At 67.2% G+C, this 17,690-nt stretch carries 19 protein-coding genes; 18 read left to right on the plus strand and 1 reads right to left on the minus strand.

Going from position 1 to position 17,690, the window contains the following annotated elements:
• Positions 1–110: 110 nt before the first annotated feature.
• A complete protein-coding gene (locus tag HWX55_RS22450) occupies positions 111–353 on the minus strand; it encodes a hypothetical protein (protein ID WP_244140627.1) in 243 nt (80 codons plus the stop codon).
• A gap of 444 nt (positions 354–797) precedes the next feature.
• On the opposite strand from HWX55_RS22450, the gene HWX55_RS22455 reads away from it, so the two are divergent.
• The 18 genes from HWX55_RS22455 to HWX55_RS22540 are packed head-to-tail and all read left to right on the plus strand — an operon-like array spanning position 798 to position 17,672.
• Positions 798–1,493 (plus strand): beta-ketoacyl synthase chain length factor, encoded by a 696-nt coding sequence (locus HWX55_RS22455; RefSeq protein WP_175977332.1) that lies wholly within the window; start codon positions 798–800, stop codon positions 1,491–1,493.
• Positions 1,477–2,271: a lysophospholipid acyltransferase family protein gene (locus HWX55_RS22460; protein WP_050012967.1), complete on the plus strand. Its 795-nt coding sequence runs from the start codon at positions 1,477–1,479 to the stop codon at positions 2,269–2,271. Before HWX55_RS22455 ends, HWX55_RS22460 begins: the two co-directional genes overlap by 17 nt.
• Entirely contained in the window at positions 2,246–2,551 is a 306-nt protein-coding gene (locus tag HWX55_RS22465) for a phosphopantetheine-binding protein (RefSeq protein WP_050012966.1), read from the plus strand. Before HWX55_RS22460 ends, HWX55_RS22465 begins: the two co-directional genes overlap by 26 nt.
• Positions 2,548–2,796, plus strand: coding sequence for an acyl carrier protein (locus HWX55_RS22470; protein ID WP_050012965.1), 249 nt, complete (start codon positions 2,548–2,550; stop codon positions 2,794–2,796). The genes HWX55_RS22465 and HWX55_RS22470 overlap by 4 nt, the downstream gene beginning before the upstream one ends.
• A 17-nt stretch (positions 2,797–2,813) precedes the next feature.
• The gene (locus HWX55_RS22475) at positions 2,814–3,434 is read left to right on the plus strand and encodes a hypothetical protein (RefSeq protein WP_175977333.1); all 621 of its coding nucleotides are present in this window, start codon (positions 2,814–2,816) and stop codon (positions 3,432–3,434) included.
• Entirely contained in the window at positions 3,431–5,119 is a 1,689-nt protein-coding gene (locus HWX55_RS22480; protein WP_175977334.1) for an AMP-binding protein, read from the plus strand. Before HWX55_RS22475 ends, HWX55_RS22480 begins: the two co-directional genes overlap by 4 nt.
• Positions 5,119–6,825: a glycosyltransferase family 2 protein gene (locus HWX55_RS22485; protein ID WP_175977335.1), complete on the plus strand. Its 1,707-nt coding sequence runs from the start codon at positions 5,119–5,121 to the stop codon at positions 6,823–6,825. The genes HWX55_RS22480 and HWX55_RS22485 overlap by 1 nt, the downstream gene beginning before the upstream one ends.
• The gene (locus HWX55_RS22490; protein ID WP_175977336.1) at positions 6,812–8,422 is read left to right on the plus strand and encodes an aromatic amino acid ammonia-lyase; all 1,611 of its coding nucleotides are present in this window, start codon (positions 6,812–6,814) and stop codon (positions 8,420–8,422) included. The genes HWX55_RS22485 and HWX55_RS22490 overlap by 14 nt, the downstream gene beginning before the upstream one ends.
• Complete coding sequence (locus tag HWX55_RS22495) at positions 8,419–8,847, plus strand: thioesterase family protein (RefSeq protein WP_175977337.1); 429 nt, start codon at positions 8,419–8,421, stop codon at positions 8,845–8,847. Before HWX55_RS22490 ends, HWX55_RS22495 begins: the two co-directional genes overlap by 4 nt.
• The gene (locus HWX55_RS22500) at positions 8,838–9,503 is read left to right on the plus strand and encodes an outer membrane lipoprotein carrier protein LolA (RefSeq protein ID WP_175977338.1); all 666 of its coding nucleotides are present in this window, start codon (positions 8,838–8,840) and stop codon (positions 9,501–9,503) included. The genes HWX55_RS22495 and HWX55_RS22500 overlap by 10 nt, the downstream gene beginning before the upstream one ends.
• Positions 9,503–11,911 carry an MMPL family transporter gene (locus HWX55_RS22505; RefSeq protein ID WP_175977339.1) on the plus strand — a complete coding sequence of 803 codons (2,409 nt, stop codon included), beginning with the start codon at positions 9,503–9,505 and terminating at the stop codon, positions 11,909–11,911. Before HWX55_RS22500 ends, HWX55_RS22505 begins: the two co-directional genes overlap by 1 nt.
• Positions 11,908–13,095 carry a beta-ketoacyl-[acyl-carrier-protein] synthase family protein gene (locus tag HWX55_RS22510; RefSeq protein WP_175977340.1) on the plus strand — a complete coding sequence of 396 codons (1,188 nt, stop codon included), beginning with the start codon at positions 11,908–11,910 and terminating at the stop codon, positions 13,093–13,095. The genes HWX55_RS22505 and HWX55_RS22510 overlap by 4 nt, the downstream gene beginning before the upstream one ends.
• A 1-nt stretch (position 13,096) precedes the next feature.
• On the plus strand, positions 13,097–13,600 hold the full coding sequence (locus HWX55_RS22515; RefSeq protein ID WP_050012957.1) for a hotdog family protein: 504 nt from the start codon (positions 13,097–13,099) through the stop codon (positions 13,598–13,600).
• Positions 13,597–14,322 carry a 3-ketoacyl-ACP reductase FabG2 gene (locus HWX55_RS22520; protein WP_050012956.1) on the plus strand — a complete coding sequence of 242 codons (726 nt, stop codon included), beginning with the start codon at positions 13,597–13,599 and terminating at the stop codon, positions 14,320–14,322. Before HWX55_RS22515 ends, HWX55_RS22520 begins: the two co-directional genes overlap by 4 nt.
• Positions 14,322–15,551 (plus strand): beta-ketoacyl-ACP synthase, encoded by a 1,230-nt coding sequence (locus tag HWX55_RS22525; protein ID WP_175977341.1) that lies wholly within the window; start codon positions 14,322–14,324, stop codon positions 15,549–15,551. The genes HWX55_RS22520 and HWX55_RS22525 overlap by 1 nt, the downstream gene beginning before the upstream one ends.
• Entirely contained in the window at positions 15,548–16,771 is a 1,224-nt protein-coding gene (locus HWX55_RS22530; protein ID WP_175977342.1) for a beta-ketoacyl synthase N-terminal-like domain-containing protein, read from the plus strand. Before HWX55_RS22525 ends, HWX55_RS22530 begins: the two co-directional genes overlap by 4 nt.
• A gap of 32 nt (positions 16,772–16,803) precedes the next feature.
• Positions 16,804–17,226, plus strand: a complete 423-nt coding sequence (locus HWX55_RS22535) for a signal peptidase (RefSeq protein WP_175977343.1) — start codon at positions 16,804–16,806, stop codon at positions 17,224–17,226.
• 23 nt (positions 17,227–17,249) lie between these two features.
• The gene (locus tag HWX55_RS22540; RefSeq protein WP_175977344.1) at positions 17,250–17,672 is read left to right on the plus strand and encodes an excinuclease ABC subunit A; all 423 of its coding nucleotides are present in this window, start codon (positions 17,250–17,252) and stop codon (positions 17,670–17,672) included.
• The last annotated feature ends 18 nt before the right edge of the window (positions 17,673–17,690 follow it).

A 17,690-nucleotide genomic window follows, 5' to 3' on the forward strand; every position in this document is an offset into this window, starting at 1 on the left:
CTGGGTTCCTGGAAGGTTGGGTGTTTGGCGACTTCCAGTCTCCCAGACTCAGTCCGGATGAACCATCGATACAACCTATTGAAGCTTCACAGCTAGCCTTGGTTGCGGAATCAAGGATCGCAGAAAGAGACCTGAACGTCGGTTGCGACCGTAAAGCTTTCGTGATTCGCCATTTCCATACCCCGGTCCCAGGTCAGCGATTTATATCGTTTCGGCGGTAATTCGCTGGCATGTCGTATCAACGTGTTAACCGCGGCTTCGGCATCCTTGCCGGCTACTTTAACCGGCATCACAAACCGGTTTTGGCGTTCGACGACGATCGAAATCCGGCCGCTTGCGTTGCCCAACAGCAAGTCGCCTTTCCGGTGTTTGGGTATTGCGCGATCCTTTGCCGTGGCGGGGCGTTCACTGATCCTTCTTCGACTGCTGACGAGCCATGCTTCAGCGCGTTCCGAGGACCTCGGATCGATGGCTTCATTACAATTTGCAAACAGTATCAAATGCCGTTGTGCTGCAGGTTCTCGCGTTGATTTTGCGCGACGGTCCTGCTACAGTCTCGCCGAAACAATGCGCCGGATAAGTTAAGCTGGTTGGCAGTGCGATCGTATTGTGCTCACTGATGTGATTGCTTGTCTTATCGGACGTATGGGGCTCGGGAGCCCATAAATCGATGTCTCCTCCGTTGAGGCCGATATACACGACAGCGCGCTCGGCGAAAGCGGGGTGTGACAGCGCACTGGCGAGCAGCACAATAGAAAAATTACCCTCAGCGAAGTAATCTCAAAGAGAACAAAAAAATGGCCGATTTGCATTGGACCATGCCAATCGCCAGATGGACGTCGATTTCGACCGCGGGGGTGCCGGGCGTCGAAGCCCTCGATCCGATGGTGCGACGTCGCTTGAGCCGGCTGTCGCGTCTCGCGCTTCAGGTCGCCTACGACTGTGTCGGGACGGAAAATCCGGTGCGTGTGGTATTCGCATCGCGTCACGGCGAACTGGTGCGTACCAGCGGCATTCTCACCGCCATTGGCGCCGCGGAACCTGTCTCGCCGACGGCCTTCAGTCTTTCGGTCCTCAATGCCGTTACAGGCATATTCGGAATCGCCCGGCGTGACCGGTCCGCCGCGACCGCGGTCGCGGCCGGGCATGAAACGCTCGGTTACGCGCTGCTCGAAGCTTATTCCCAATACGAAACGTCGCCGGCATCGCCGGTGTTGCTCGTCTATGCGCACGAGCCGGCCGATCCCGTCTACGGCGACGTCGATGACGACACGGAGAGCGTGGGGCTGGCGATTCTGCTCGATGCCGGCGAGCCGGCCGGTCATCTGGTCTGTGAAGTGGCGGAGGATGGCCCGAGTGAGGCGGGGGCGACCGGCGATGCGGCCGGTACGCAGAGCGCGGCGGTGCTGCGTTGTCTGTCGGCGCGCACGACGGCGTCGTGGCGCGGTCAGCACGCATCGTGGCGATGGAGCTGGCATGATCGCGCGGCTTGACTACGGCTGGCGCCTGTTCGCGACTGGCGCGAGCCTGGTTTTTTTTGCGCTGTGCGGATCGGTGTTCTCGTTGCTGGCAATCGTCGTCGGCGGGGTATGGCCGCACCGGCGCTCGCGTCAGCGCGGCGTGACACTTGTTATCCATTATTTCTTCCGTGCGCTGGTTGCATTACTGCAGCGTATCGGCGTGATGAGGCTCGAGCTGAGCGGCGTCGAGCGCCTTGCAAAAGGCGGCCCGGCAATCGTTGTCGCCAATCACCCGACCTGGCTCGACGTCATGGTGCTGCTGTCGTTGACGCCGAAGGCATGCTGCGTCGTCAAGCGCGGTCACTGGGGCAACCCGTGTTTCTGGGGCATCGTCCGTGCAGCCGAGTACGTAAGCAATGCAGACGCCACCGATCTCGTCGAGGCCGGAGCGAGGCAACTGGCGGCGGGCTACACGATGATCATCTTTCCGGAAGGGACGCGCAGCCCAGGGGGCGATCGCCTGCATGCGTTCTCGCGCGGCTTCGCGCATATGGCGCTGCAGTCGCGCACGCGGATCCAGCCGGTTCTGATCGATTGCGATCCGCCGGTATTTACCAAGACGCTTCGCTGGTATCACGTGCCGTCTCGTGCGTTTCGCATGCGCATCGACGTGCTGGAGCCGATGGATCCGAACCGGCTGGCGCCGAGCGTGGCGCCGCCGTCGATTGCCGCTCGCAGCATTGCCCGCGAGGTGGAAGTACACATTACTCAACGCCTGTTTCAGCATGGATACTTTAAAACTGCAAATTAAGCAGCTTCTGATCGAGATGCTCGATCTTAGCGATATGACGGTCGACGAAATCGACGACGACGCGCCGCTATTCTCGACCGACGGGATCGGGCTCGATTCCGTTGATGCACTGGAAGTCGGCATCATGCTGCGCAAGAAGTTTCAATTGACGATCGCGGCGAACGACGAGCGCACGAAAGCGCATTTCCGGTCGATCAACACGCTGGCGGCCTTCATTGCCGATCAGCAGTCTCATCACGCATCGCAAGAAGCCGTGCTGGAAAAAGGGGCCCACTCGTGACCGACGCTGAAATCCTGGAGCGCATCCGCGCGATCTTTCATGAGAATTTCGCGATCGAGCCCGAGCGCGTGACGCCCGATACGCACCTGTTCGAGGAACTCGACCTGGACAGCATCGACGCAGTCGATCTGGCCATCAAGCTTCAGGAAATGACGGGCAAGCGCATCAAGCCCGAAGAGTTCAAGTCGGTTCGGACCGTCGGTGACGTCGTTGCCGCCGTTCACGCGCTGCTCGCGCGGGCGTGACGATAGCGGTGACGGGCATGCGGGCGACTACAGGCACGATCCTGCCGCGCTGGTCAGCGGTCGCTGCCAGGGTGGCGCTGGTCATGGCCTATCCGCTCGTCATCCTGTTTGCGTGGCAAAGCATGTCGCCGCGTTACGTCGGTTGCCTGCTGGTTGCGTTGCTGTGGCTGCAGCGCACGATCGGCAAGGGCCCGCTGGCGCAGGCGCTCAAACGGCTCACGACGCTCGACTGGTGCGTGGCCGGTGCATTGACCGCGTTGTCGGTCGCGATTGCCGTGACCGATAGCGAGCGACTTCTTCATCTTTATCCCGCATGCGTGAGTGCCGGTTTGCTGGTCGCGTTCGGCGCCACCCTGCGGCACGGTCCGCCAATGATCGAAAAATTCGCACGACTGACCTATCCCGAGCCCGGCCCGGCAATCGTCCGGTATACGCGGCGCGTCACCCAGGCGTGGTGCGCGTTCTTCATCGTCAACGGCGGTTTTTCGGTTTATACGGCGCTGTACTGGAGCCGTGAATCATGGGCGCTCTACAACGGGCTGATCGCGTACGTGCTGATCGGGATGCTGCTTGCGGGCGAGTGGCTGTGGCGCAGGTTCGTCGTCGTACCGACGCGGAAACGGGCGGGTGTCGCATGATCGCGCTGCACGAGATGCTGTGTGCTGAAGTCGATAGCGGCGTGGCGGTCTGTCGCGACGGCACCGCGCTGCTGACGCTGGGGGATCTGCGGGCCCGCGTGGACGCCATCGCACGCATGGTGGACGCGCGCGGCGCGCGCCGGGTCGCGATCTGCACGGACGATCCGTACGCGTTCGCGTGCGCATTCTTCGCGGTCGCGGCGACCCACGGGGAAATCGTGATTCCGGCGAGCAACGCGCCAGGCTACCTCGGCGATCTGGCTCATGCATACGACCTGGTGCTGGATGCGCCGGCACTGGCCGCGTGTGAGCGCGACACGGCGGGTGAATCGGCTATCGCCGCCCGCCCGATCGACGCTGCCGCCGCGGTGACGCTTTATACGTCGGGCAGCAGCGGCACCGCGAAACCGGTGCGGAAGTCGCTCGCGCAGTTCGATGCCGAAGTGCGCACGCTGCAGCGCGAGTGGGGCGACCGTATCGGGGCGGCGGTGACGCTGTCGAGCGTGCCGCATCACCACATCTACGGACTGCTCTTCAGGATTCTGTGGCCGCTGGCAGCGGGCCGTGCGTTCGACCGAATGCCGGTGCTCGAGCCGCTGCAACTGCAGCAGCGGCTGGCCGAATACGGTGGCGGTGTCGTGGTTTCCACGCCGTCGCAACTGATGCGCTGGCCGGCGTTGCCCGGCTTTCCGATGCAGGCGCCGCCGCCATGCGCGTTCTTCTCGTCGGGCGGCCCGCTGTCGGCCGATGCAGCGATCGCCTATTCGAACGCGTTCGGCGCCGCGCCGCTGGAGATCTTCGGCAGCACCGAAACCGGCGGCATCGCGTGGCGGCGTCAGGATGTCTCGTCCGCGTGGCAGCCGCTGACGGGCGTCGACGTGCGTTGCGATGACGACGGCGTGCTGTGCGTGCGTTCCGCCCATCTCGGTCACGACCGCTGGCACCCCACCGACGACACCGCGCGCTTCGACGCGTATGGTCGCTTTGCACTCGCGGGGCGGCGCGATCGCGTCGTCAAGCTCGACGGCAAGCGTGTTTCGCTGCCCGAACTCGAGGCGCGGCTGCATGCGCACGCCTACGTCGAGCAGGCGGCGGCCGTGGTGGTCGACGGCACGACCCGCGCGCACGTCGGCGTCGTCGCGGTATTGACGGCGGCGGGGCGCGACGCGCTGGCGAGCGAGGGGCGACTTGCCGTTGCCACGATCTTGCGGCATGCGCTCGGCGCGTACTTCGACGCGGCCGCCTTGCCGCGCTACTGGCGATTCCCGCACGCGATGCCGTTCGATGCGCGCGGCAAATTGCCGGCCGCCGCGCTGGCGGCCGCGTTCACGGCCACGCCGGAGGGTTTCGAACTGCTCGCTTCGTGGCGCAGCGACGACGCGCTGAATTACGAGCTGCGCGTGCCGGCCGCGCTCGCGCATTTCGACGGGCATTTTCCGGGGCTGCCGATCCTGCCCGGTGTCGTGCAAATCGACTGGGCCGCACGCCTCGCCGGCCGCGAAATACCGGCCGCGCGCGCCATCCGTTCCATCGAACACCTGAAATTCAAGGCGCCGGTGCCGCCGGGTGCGGTGCTGGCGTTGCGTATCGCGCACGACCCCGTACGTGGACGTGCGCGCTTCGCGTTTCGCTGCGCCGGGCGGGAATGCACGTCGGGCGTGTTGGTCTACGGCGCGGCGGAGTGATGAGCGATACCTGCATCGTCATTCCGATCTACAACCATCGCGAAGCGATCGGCGGCACGCTGGCGCGCCTCGTCGTGCACGGCCTGCCGATCCTGGTGGTCGACGACGGCAGCGATGCACCGACGCAACAGGTGCTGGCCGCGCTGGCCGCGCACTATGCGCCGTCGGTGACGCTGCTGCGGTTGCCCGTCAACGCCGGAAAGGGCGCGGCGGTCATGGAAGGATTGCGCGCGGCGCGCGCCCGCGGCTACCGGCACGCGATTCAGATCGATGCCGACGGCCAGCACGATGCCGCCGACGTGCCGACGTTCGTGGCGGCCGCACACGCGGCGCCGGACGCCGTGATCCTGGGCCGGCCGCGTTTCGACGACAGCGTGCCGAAGGCGCGCCTGTATGGCCGCTACCTCACGCATGTTTGGGTATGGATCGAAACGCTGTCGCTCGACATCCCCGATGCGATGTGCGGGTTTCGGCTTTATCCGGTCGCTGCCGTCTGCGAACTGATCGACGCGGTATCGATGCCGACCCGAATGGCTTTCGACAGCGAAATCCTGGTCCGGCTGCACTGGCGCGGGCTGACGTTCAGGACGGTCCCGACGCGCGTCGTCTACCCGGCCGACGGCGTGTCGCATTTCGACGTCTGGCGCGACAACGTGCGCATCAGCATGAGCCATACGCGGCTCGTCGCGGGGATGCTTGCGCGCGCACCGATGCTGCTGGCCCGCCGGTTCGTCGGGCGACGCGGCGCATCGCCGGCGGCGCGCACGCGCGCGTGGTGGCGCCTGCCGGAACGCGGCAGCCGTATCGGCATGGCGTTGCTGGCGCTCAGTTGCCGCTGGTTCGGCAAGGGCTTCACGTCGCTCTGGCTGCATCCGATCGTCGGTTACTTCGTGCTGACGAATCGCACGGCGCGCACCGCGTCGCATGCCTATATCGCGCGGCTGCGCGACGCGCGAGCGGCGGACGTGCCGAAGCCGGGATGGCGCAGTGCGTACCGGCACATGCTTGCCTTCGCGCAGGCGGGATTCGACAAGTTCGTCGCATGGTCCGGTCGTCTCGACGAACTCGACGTGCGCTTCGACGATTCGTCCGCGTTCGATACGCTCGCCGCGAGCGGGCGCGGCGCGCTCGTGATCGGCGCGCACTTGGGCAACCTGGAGATGACCCGGGCGCTTGCGCTGCGCGACGCGCACACGAAGGTGACGGCGATCGTCTACACCGAGCATGCGAAGCGTTTTACCGGCGTGCTGGCCGGCGCGAACCGGGAATTCGGCAAGCAGCTCGTCGAGGTATCCGACTTCGGGCCGGATACGGCGATGATGATGCAGTCGCGCATCGACGCGGGCGAGTTGCTCGTGATCGTCGGCGACCGCGTGCCGCCGCGCGATTCCGGCAAGACGGTCGACGCCTGTTTCCTCGATGCGACGGCGCCGTTCGCGCAGGGCCCGTACATCCTCGCGCACGCACTCGGCTGCCCGGTCTATCTGTTCTTCTGCCTGAAGGAGGGGCGCGGCTACCGGCTCTATTTCGAACCGTTCGCCGACCGGATCGAGCTGCCGCGCCGCGAGCGCGCGGGCCACGTTGCCGAATGGGCGCAGCGCTATGCCGCGCGGCTCGAACACTATTGCCGCAAGGCGCCTTATCAATGGTTCAACTTCTTCGATTTCTGGGCGCGGCCCGATGGAGGTCCGCGTGGCCGAGCATGACATGAACGACGCCGCGGCGACCGCCGCCGTGCACGCGAACCGGCCGGCCGTCGTGATCGGCGGCCGGCATCTGACGATCGAGGACGTCGTCGCGATCGCCCGCGACGGTGCACCGGTCGCGCTGAACGCGGCGCCCGAATGGCGCGCGCGGATCGAGCGCGGCGCAACCTGGCTGCGCGACTATCTCGCGAATGGCGGCACGCTTTACGGGGTAACGACCGGCTATGGTGACGCGTGCGTGGTCGAGGTGCCGCCGGCGCTCGTCGAAGCGCTGCCGCTGCAACTGACGCGCTATCACGGGTGCGGGATGGGCGACCGGTTCGACGCGACGCAAACGCTCTCGATCATCGTCGCCCGGCTCAACTCGCTCGCGTTCGGCTACTCGGGCGTGCGGTTCATGTTGCTCGAACGGCTGGCCGATCTCGTGAATCACCGAATCCTGCCGCGCATTCCGTCGGAAGGCTCGGTTGGCGCCAGCGGCGACCTGACACCACTGTCCTATGTCGCCGCGGCGCTGGTCGGCGAGCGCACCGTATCGTTCGATGGCGACGAACGGGACGCGCGCGCCGCGTGGGACGCGATCGGTCGCGCGCCGCTGTCGCTTGCACCGAAAGAAGGACTGGCCTTGATGAACGGCACGGCGGTCATGACCGGCCTGGCCTGTCTTGCCTTCGCCCGTGCCGATCACCTGACGCGGATGGCGGCCCGCCTGACCGCATTGACGACCGTCGCGCTCGACGGGCGGGCCGGGCACTTCGATGCACGATTGTTCGACGCGAAACCGCATGCGGGGCAGGCCGAGGCGGCCGCATGGATACGCGCCGATCTCGCCGGGCGCGATGAACTGCCCGGACGCCGTCTGCAGGATCGCTATTCGGTGCGGTGCGCGCCGCACGTGATCGGCGTGGCGCGCGACGCGTTGTCGTGGATGCGTCGCGACATCGAGAACGAACTGAACAGTGCGAACGACAATCCGCTGATCGATCCGGACGAAGGATGCGTGCTGCACGGTGGCAATTTCTACGGCGGTCACATCGCGTTCGCGATGGACGCGCTGAAGACCGCGGTGGCGAACCTCGCCGATCTGATGGACCGCCAGCTCGCGCTGCTGGTCGACGACAAGTTCAGCAACGGACTGCCGCGCAACCTGACCGGCGCGGCGCCGGAGCGCGCGGCGATCAACCACGGGTTCAAGGCCGTGCAGATCTCGTCTTCCGCGTGGACCGCGGAGGCGCTGAAGCATACGATGCCGGCCAGCGTGTTCTCGCGTTCGACCGAGTCGCACAACCAGGACAAGGTCAGCATGGGGACGATCGCCGCGCGCGATTGCCTGCGCGTGCTGGCGCTGACCGAACAGGTTGCCGCCGCGCATGTGCTCGCGACCGTGCAGGCCACCCGGCTGCGTCTGCGCGACGCCCCCGGGACACAGCTTTCGCCCGCGCTGCGCGCGTTCATCGACGAGGTTGGCCGCCAGTCGCCGCTGGTGGTCGAGGACCGGCCGCTCGAAGCGGAGCTGCGTGCGCTGACCGCGCGTCTTGCGGCATGCGAGCCGATCGGCGAAGTATCCGGCGGCATCCGGCGCGGGGAGGCGGCATGAACGCATCTCGTCCGCCGCTGACCGCGACGGCTCGCGTCGAGGTCCTGTTTCACGATGTCGACGCGATGAACGTCTGCTGGCACGGTCATTACCTGAAGTACTTCGAAAGCAGCCGCGCGGCGTTGCTGCGGATGATCGACTACGACTATCCGGCGATGCTGGCGTCAGGCTACCTGTGGCCGGTCGTGGAGGCACATCTAAAGTACGTCCGCCCGGCCCATTACAGCCAGCAGCTCGACGTGCGTGCGACGCTGCTCGAATTCGAGAACCGGCTGAAGATCGGTTACGAAATCTTCGACGCGGCCTCCGGCGAGCGTCTGACGAAGGGGTATACGGTGCAACTGGCGGTCGATGCGACGACGCGCGAGCTGCAGTTCGTGGCGCCGCCGGCCCTGATCGAACGGGTGCGTGCGCAATGGGCCTGAATCCGATCTGCAGACGGCTGGTGGCGATGTTCGCCGCCTGTGCGGTGCTCGCCGGCGGTGACGCGATGGCCGCTCCGGTGCCGACCCCCGCGACCCGGCCCGAGAATGCCGCGCTCGTGTCCGACATCGCGATGCGGCTGGCGCGGGTCGACGCGATACGCGCGGATTTTCGACAGACGCAGACACTGTCGGCGATGAAGCAGCCGCTCGTCAGTACCGGTTCGATGTTGTTCGATCGCAGGTCGGGCGTCATCTGGCGAATCGAGACGCCCTACAAGGCCACTTATGTGATTACCGACCGCGGCGCGCGCGAGGTGGCCGCGGACGGCCACCTCGTCGCGTCCGGCGGTGGCGGCCGTGGCGTCGCACAGGTATCGCGCATGATGCGCGACATGCTGGGCGGCGACCTGTCCGCGCTGTACGCGCAATTCGACGTCGATGCGAGCGGCACGCCGGAGCGGTGGCGGATGGTCCTGCGGCCGAATCAGCCGCAGCTCGCCCAGGCGATCCGCATGCTCGACATGCGTGGCGGCGCCTATCTCGGCCGGCTCGACATGACGTTCGCGAACGGCAACGTGACCGTGCTCGAGTTCGGGCGAACGACGCCGGTCGACGCGCCTGCGCCTGCCGAGCGCGCGTGGCTGGAGGCGCGTTGATGGACCCGGCGCGCGACGTGATCGGCGTGGCGGGCGAACGGGCCCGGCGGCGCGTGCGGTGCGCCGCATGGCTGCTCGTCACGCTGGCGGCCGTCGCCTACATCCTGTGGCGCTTCAGCGGGCCGGCGCCGCTGCAGACGAACCTACTCGCTTTGCTGCCGGCCACCGAGGCGAACCCGGTTGCCGAACGCGCGGTCGACATGCTGGGCGATGCGCTCGGCAATCGCACCGTCTACCTGGTGACTGACCGGGACGCCGCCCGCGCGAAAGCCGCCGCGAAGCGGTTTGGCGCGCGGCTCGGCGCGAGCGGCGCATTTCGGTCGGTGACGGTCGAGGTGCCGCCGTTCGACCTGTCGCAGATCGCGGCCACCTACCTGCCGGCCCGTTTCGGCCTGCTGACGGACGCGGATCGCCGGTCGCTCGAACAAGGCGACGCCACGCTCGGTGAACGGTTGACCCGGCGGCTCTATGCGCCGCCGGTCGATGGGCTGCAGACCGCCGTGGCCGACGATCCGTTCGGCTGGCTGCAGCACTGGCTCGGCGAACTGCCGCTCGCCGCATCGAATCTGTCGCTCGAAGACGGGATGCTGGTGTCGCATCGCGACGGGGCAACGGGTGTGCTCGTGATGACGTCGCTGCCGGGCTCGGCCTATGAATCCAGGGTCCAGCACGCGGTGCGCATCGCGACGGCCGATGCGGAGCAAGCGCTGGCGACGGACTTTCGCGGCGTTCGCGTCGACCGGGCCGGCGCGGTGTTTTATGCGGAAGCCGCGCGCGCCAGCGCGGAGCGCGACGTGCACGTGATCGGCGCCGTGTCGCTGGCGGGCATCGCGCTGCTGCTGATGAGCGTATTCCGTTCGCCGCGTCTGCTGGTGCTCGCGTTTGCGTCGACGGCATTCGGCATCGTGTGCGCGCTGGCGGCGACACTGCTCGTATTCGGCAAGCTGCACCTGCTGACGCTGGTGTTCGGCGTGAGCCTGATCGGCGAGGCCGTCGATTATTCGATCCAGTATTTCGTCGCGTACCTGTCCGCGGGGCGGCAGTGGGACGCGCGGCGCGGCGCGGCGGCGGTGCGGCCGGCGCTCGCGGTGGCGCTGGCGACGAGCCTGCTCGGTTACGCGATCCTGATGTGGGTGCCGTTCCCGGCGCTCAAGCAGATCGCGTGCTTTGCGATCGTCGGGATTCTCTGCGCATTCGCTGCCGTGACCGGCTTCTTGCCGCTCATGCTGACGCAGGCGCCGCGGCGCGTGCCGTCCCGCGTTTTCTCGGGCGCCGCGCGCCTGCTGAGCGGATGGCAGTCGCTGCTCGCGGGCCGGCGCGCCGTGGCCGCCGCGGTGCTCGTTGCGCTGGTCGCGATGCCGGGCTGGGCGCTATTGAAGAGCGACGACGACATTCATCTGCTGGTTCAGCGCGATGCGAGTCTTGCTCGACAGGAAGGCAATATCCGGGCGGCGGTCGGACTGGCGAATACGGCACAGTTCTTCGTCATCCAGGGTGCGTCGCAGGAACAGGTACTCGAGCGCTCGGAGGCGCTGGTCGGGGCGCTCGATCGGCAGCAGCTCGGCCGCATCCAGTCGATCGCGACGTTCGTGCCGTCGGCGAAGCAGCAGGCACATGACCGCGCCGTGCTCGACACGCACGTGTTCGCCGATGTCGCCGCGCTGCGCGAGACGCTCGCGAAAGCGGGTTTCCGCGACGACGTCGCCGACGCATGGATTCAGGCGTTTTCCCGCGATGCCCGGGCGACGCTGTCGGTCGACAGCTGGCTGGCGGCGCGCTGGTCGGCGCCGTTCCGGCATCTGTGGCTTGGGCGCGTCGACGGCGCCGCCGGTCCCGTCGATGCGGCACTCGCGATTCCGGAACGGGTCGATGCGACGAACGCGGCGACGTTCGCGGCCCTCGCGCGCACGCTGCCGGGCGTATCGTGGGTCGACAAGGCCGCGAGCGTGTCGAACCTGTTCGGCACGTATCGGGTCGACAGCGGCCTGTGGTTGATCGGCGCATTGGTCGTGGTCGCCGCGCTGCTGACGTGGCAATACGGCATGCGCGGCGGCATCGCGACGACGTTGCCGGTCGTGTTCGCCATCGCGTTGACGCTGGCGGCGTTCGGCTATGCGCGGGTGCCGCTCACGCTGTTCAACTGGCTGGCACTGATGCTGGTGCTCGGCGTGGGCGCCAATTACGCCGTATTCCTTCGCGAAGGATGCCTGCGCGACCAGGCCGGGATCGGCGCCGTGTGGACCGGCGTGCTGCTGTCGGCGGCCACGACATTGCTGTCGTTCGGCATGCTCGGCGCGAGCGCGATGCCCGCGCTGCGCAGCTTCGGCACGACGCTCGCGGTCGGTATCGTATTGTCGGTGCTGTTCGCACCGCTCGCCACGCCATCCGCGAAGGAGCGTCGCGCATGAATTCGAAACAGACGCCGGTCTACCTGTCCGCGCCCGGCATGATCAACGCGCTTGGCGCAACGACCGACGAGATCGTCGCCGCATTGCGCGCGGGCGTCGCACCGGGCATGGCGCCGCGTACCGACGTTCCCGCCGGCGGCTGGGTCGGGCACGTACGGTCCGCGCTCGACATCGCGCCGCCTGACGCGCTCGCGCATTTCGACTGCCGGAACAACCGGCTGCTGCTCGCCGCGCTCGCGCAGATCGAATCGTCCGTCGACGCGGCGATCGCGCGCCATGGTCCGCGCCGGGTCGGGGTCGTGATCGGCACGAGTACGTCCGGCATTCAGGCGGCGGAACAGGCGCTTGCCGAGCGTGCCGCGACCGGCACGACACCCGCCGGATTCGACTATCGACAGATGGAAATCGGCACGGCCGCGCCGTTCGTGCGGGCCGTACTCGGTGTCGGCGGGCCGGCCTATACGCTGTCGACGGCCTGCACGTCGAGTGCGAAGGCGTTCGCGGCCGCGCGCCGCCTGCTGCGGCTGAAGCTCTGCGATGCGGTCGTCGTCGGCGGTGCGGATTCGCTGTGCGAGCTCACGCTGCAGGGCTTCGCGTCGCTCGAATCGGTCAGCCCGGGCCGGACCAATCCGATGAGCCGGAACCGCTGCGGTATCAATATCGGCGAAGGCGCCGCGCTGTTCGTGATGAGCCGCGACGAAGCGGCGGTTCGCCTGGCCGGCGTCGGCGAGTCGAGCGATGCGCATCACATCTCGGCGCCGGATCCGGCGGGCCACGGCGCCGAGGACGCGTTGCGCGCCGCGCTCGCGGACGCGGGTGTGGCTGCGTCCGCGATCGGCTACGTGAACCTGCATGCGACCGCGACGCGGCTGAACGACGAGATGGAAGCGAACGTGACGGCTCGCGTGTTTCCGCACGGCGTGCCGGCCAGCGGGACGAAGCCGCTGACGGGGCACATGCTCGGCGCGGCAGGCGCGACCGAGCTGGGATTCGGCTGGCTGACATTGGCCCGCGGGATCGCGCTGCCGGCGCACGTCTGGGACGGCGAGCACGATCCGGCGCTGCCGGCACTCGACCTCGTCGACGGCGAGCGCCGTCTGGCCGGCGATGCCACCGGACGTTACGTGATGAGCAATTCGTTCGCTTTCGGCGGCAGCAATGCCAGCCTGATTCTGGGGACCTGACATGCAAGCCGGACCATTGATCGACGCGCTGCACGGCGGCGCGGATATTCCTGTCGGCGACGTGCGCGACGTGCTGCCGCATCGCGGCACGATGCTGCTGCTCGACTCGATCGAGCGCTGCTCGGAAACCGGCATCGAGGTGAGCGCGATGGCGCGCCGCGATGCGTGGTACGCCGACGACAGCGGTGCGATGCCGGCGTGGATCGGCATCGAGCTGATGGCGCAGGCGATCGCCGCGCACGTCGGCCTGCTCGCCGCGCATGCGGGCGGCCGGGCGAAGCCGGGCGTATTGCTCGGCGCGAACCGCTATGTCGCGCATCGCCCCGCGTTCCGCACGGACACGACGCTGCGCATCGTCGCGCGGGAACTGTTGCGCGGCGACGAGGGGCACGGCGCGTACGAGTGCGCGATTCATGCCGACGGCGAGTGCTGCGCGGAAGCCGTCGTCAAGGTGTACCAACCGAGCGATTTTCAGACTTTTATCGAAGGGAGTTTCAATTCATGACTCGGCGAGTTCTCGTGACAGGGGCGAGCCGCGGCATCGGCCGCGCCGTGGCACTGCGCTTGGCATCCGACGGTTTCGCCGTGACGGTTCATTGCCGCACCGGCCGCGACGACGCGGAAAGCGTCGCCGCGACGATTCGCGCGCAGGGCGGCACGGCGAGCGTGCTGCAGTTCGACGTGCGCGATCGCGCGGCGTGCCGGCGTGAACTGGAGGCCGACGTCGACGCGCACGGCGCGTATTACGGGATCGTCTGCAGCGCGGGCGTGACGCGGGATGGCGCGTTTCCGGCGCTGTCCGAGGAGGACTGGGATATCGTGATCGAAACCGGGCTGGACGCGTTCTACAACGTCGTTCATCCGCTGACCATGCCGATGGTGCGTCTGCGCGGCGGCGGCCGGATCGTGACGATCGCGTCCGTGTCGGGCGTGATGGGCAATCGCGGCCAGGTCAACTACAGCGCCGCGAAGGCCGGCCTGATCGGCGCGACCAAGGCGCTGGCGGTCGAACTGGCATCGCGAAAGATCACGGTCAATTGCGTCGCGCCCGGGCTGGTCGATACCGGCATGCTCGACGACGTGCCGCTGGAACAGGCATTGAAGACGGTCCCGATGGGCCGCGTCGGCCAGCCTGACGAAGTCGCGGCGGTGGTCGGCTTCCTGATGTCGGATGCGGCGACCTACGTCACCCGGCAAGTGATCGGCGTCAACGGCGGGATGGTGTGATGAAGCGAGTGGTCGTGACGGGAATGGGCGGCGTGACCGCCTTCGGTCAAAGCTGGGCGGAAATCGAGGCGCGCCTGCGCGACGGGCGCAACGCGGTGCGTTACATGCCGGAATGGGACTGTTACGAAGCGCTGCATACGCGGCTCGCCTGCCCGCTGCCGGCCTTCGAGCTGCCGCGCACGTATCCGCGCAAGAAGACCCGTTCGATGGGGCCCGTGTCGATGTACGCGGTGCGCGCGAGCGAACTGGCACTGGCCGATGCGGGGCTGGGCGACGACGCGTCGATCCGGGACGGCCGGATGGGTGTCGCGTACGGGTCGTCGTCGGGATCGGTCGAGCCGATCCGCGCGTTCGGCACGATGATCGAGACGGGCTCGATGCGCGACGTCACGTCGAACAGCTACGTGCAGATGATGCCGCACACGACGGCAGTCAACGTCAGCCTGTTCTGGGATCTGAAAGGCCGGATCGTGCCGACGTCGTCGGCCTGCGCGTCCGGCAGCCAGGCAATCGGCTACGCGTACGAGGCGATCGCGACGGGCAAGCAGGCGCTGATGCTGGCGGGCGGCGCGGAGGAGTTGTCCGGCCCGGCGGTGGCGGTGTTCGATACGCTGTACGCGACGAGCACGCGCAACGATGCCGCGAACCTGACGCCGCGGCCGTTCGATGCCGATCGCGACGGGCTGGTGGTCGGTGAAGGCGCGGCGACGCTCGTGCTCGAGGAATACGAGCACGCGATGGCGCGCGGCGCGACGATCCATGCGGAGATCGTCGGTTTCGGCTGCAATTCCGACGGCGCGCACATCACCCAGCCGACCGCGGAGACGATGGCGGTCGCGATGCGTGTCGCGCTGCGCGATGCGGCGCTCGATGCCGATGCGATCGCCTACGTGAACGCGCACGGCACGTCGACCGACCGGGGCGACGTGGCGGAAAGTCATGCGACGGCGTCCGTATTCGGCGAACGCATGCCGATCAGTTCGCTGAAGAGCTACGTGGGGCATACGCTGGGCGCATGTGGTGCGCTCGAGGCGTGGTGGACGATCGAGATGATGAAGCGCAACTGGTATGTGCCGACGCTCAATCTCGATACGATCGATCCGGCCTGCGCGCCGCTCGACTACATCGTCGGCGACGCACGGCGGATCGATGCGGAATTCGTGATGAGCAACAACTTCGCGTTCGGCGGGATCAACACGTCGCTGATCTTCCGGCGGGTCGCCGCATGACGGCGCGCGTCGTCGTCACGGGGCTCGGCATCGTGTCGTGCCTCGGCAACACGCTCGACGAAGTATCGGCCGCGCTGCGCGCCGGTCGCTCGGGTGTGAGCCGCGTGGACGCATGGCGCGCGCGCGGTTTTCGCAGCCAGGTCGCCGGCGTGGCGTCGGTCGCCCCGGCAGCGCGGTTTGCCCGCAAGCACGAACGTTTCATGGGCGACACGGCGCGCTTTGCCGCGCATGCGGCCGCGTCGGCGCTCGACGATGCGTGCGTCGCTGCCGACATGCTCCGTTCGCCGCGCGCGGGCGCGATCGTCGGGTCCGGCATCGGATCGATGGCCGATTACGACGACGCGATGACGATCGCGCGGCATCGCGGCATCGACAAGACGCCGCCCTATGTCGTGCCGAAGGCGATGAGCAGCACGGCGTCGGCATGCGTCGCGCAGTTGTTCGGCATCGAGGGCGTGTCGTACTCGCCGTCGTCCGCGTGCACGAGCGGGGCGCTCGCGATCGGGCACGCGGCGCAATTGATCCGCTCCGGGTGCCAGGACATCGTGCTGGCCGGCGGAAGCGAGGCGCTGCACGACAACATGACGTTGATGTTCGACGCGATGGGCGTGTTGTCCAGCGGTTTCAACGACACGCCGGACCGCGCGTCGCGTCCGTATGCGCTTGACAGGGATGGTTTCGTGATCGCGTCCGGCGCGGGCATTCTGGTGCTCGAATCGATCGAGCATGCACGCGCGCGCGGCGCGCGAATTCATGCGGAGATCAGCGGATTCGGCCAATGCACGGACAACGCCGGTATGGCGATGCCGCATGCGCCGGGGATGGCGCGCGCGATGCGTGGCGCGCTCGAAAATGGCGGCGAACGGCGTCCGGACTACGTCAATACGCACGCGCCGTCGACGCAGCGCGGCGACGTCGAGGAACTGAAAGCGCTCGGCGACGTATTCGGCGGCGACGTGCCCGCGTTCTCGTCGACGAAAGGCATGACCGGACATCCGCTGGGCGCGAGCGGCGCGCATGAAGCGATCTATACGATCCTGATGATGCGCGACGGCTTCGTCGCGGGCTCGGCCGTCGGCGATGTGCCCGATCCCGCGATAGCCGGCATGCCGCTCGTGCGCGACGCGCGCGAATTCGCGATCGAACGCGCGCTGTCGGTTTCGTTCGGTTTCGGCGGCAGCTGTGCAAGTGTGTTGTTGGACGCCTGGAAGGGCGATTGAAGTGAACTTACTGAGCTGAGAGGACGATAACAATGAAGCACACACGACATCTGGCCGGCATGTTGGTCGCGACATCGTTGCTGACGGGGTGCGGCACCGTGGTGCGTTCGCTGCCTCTGCCGGCGGCGGCAACGGCGCCGGACACGAGCGGCGTCGCGATTTATTTCGGTGCGCAGCCGCATCCGGAGGTCAAGACCACCATCGGTCCGCGTTCGGAATCGGTGCGCGTGCGCCGGGTGGAAAGCGAGCAGCCGACGTGCGAGCAAGCGCTGGCGGAAGCGCTGAACCGTCTTCGCATCTATGCGAAGAATCACGGCGGGAATGCGGTCATCAACGTGACGACGCGCTTCCATGAAAAAAGCTCGAATTCGACGACCGAATATACATGTGGCGTGAGCGGCAGTGCGGGCGCGATTGCCGTGTCGGGCGACGTCGTGCAGTTGAACGCTCAATGACGGGGGCACACGTGAAATATTGCATGGCACTGGCATTGATCGGCGCGACGTTCGCGGCTTCGGCCGCCTACGCACGGGATACGATCCGCGACTATCCGATCGACAGCGCGTTGAAGAGCGAGGAAGGCAAGCTCGACGACGGCGTCGCGCTCTATTTCGGCGATCAGCCGCATCCGCGCGTGATGAAGTCGTACGGCACGTTCGCGACCAACAAGAAGACCAACGCGTTCGGCAAGAGCGACGAGGCGGCGTGCCAGCATGTGTTCCTGTCGGCCGTGATCGAGCTTCAGGCGCGTGCGCGAAAGGAGGGCGGCAATGCGGTGGTCGGCATCAAGAGCAATTACCGCAACGTGTCGCGCTCCAGCCCGAGCGAGTACACGTGCGGTGCCGGCGCGGTCGTCGCCGGCGCGGCGCTGACGGGCGAGGTCGTGACGTTGAAGCCCTAACCGGCACGGGCCGGTAGC

Origin of the sequence: Burkholderia sp. BCC1047 (genome assembly GCF_902833155.1) — a bacterium.
GTDB classification, from domain to species: Bacteria; Pseudomonadota; Gammaproteobacteria; order Burkholderiales; family Burkholderiaceae; genus Burkholderia; species Burkholderia sola.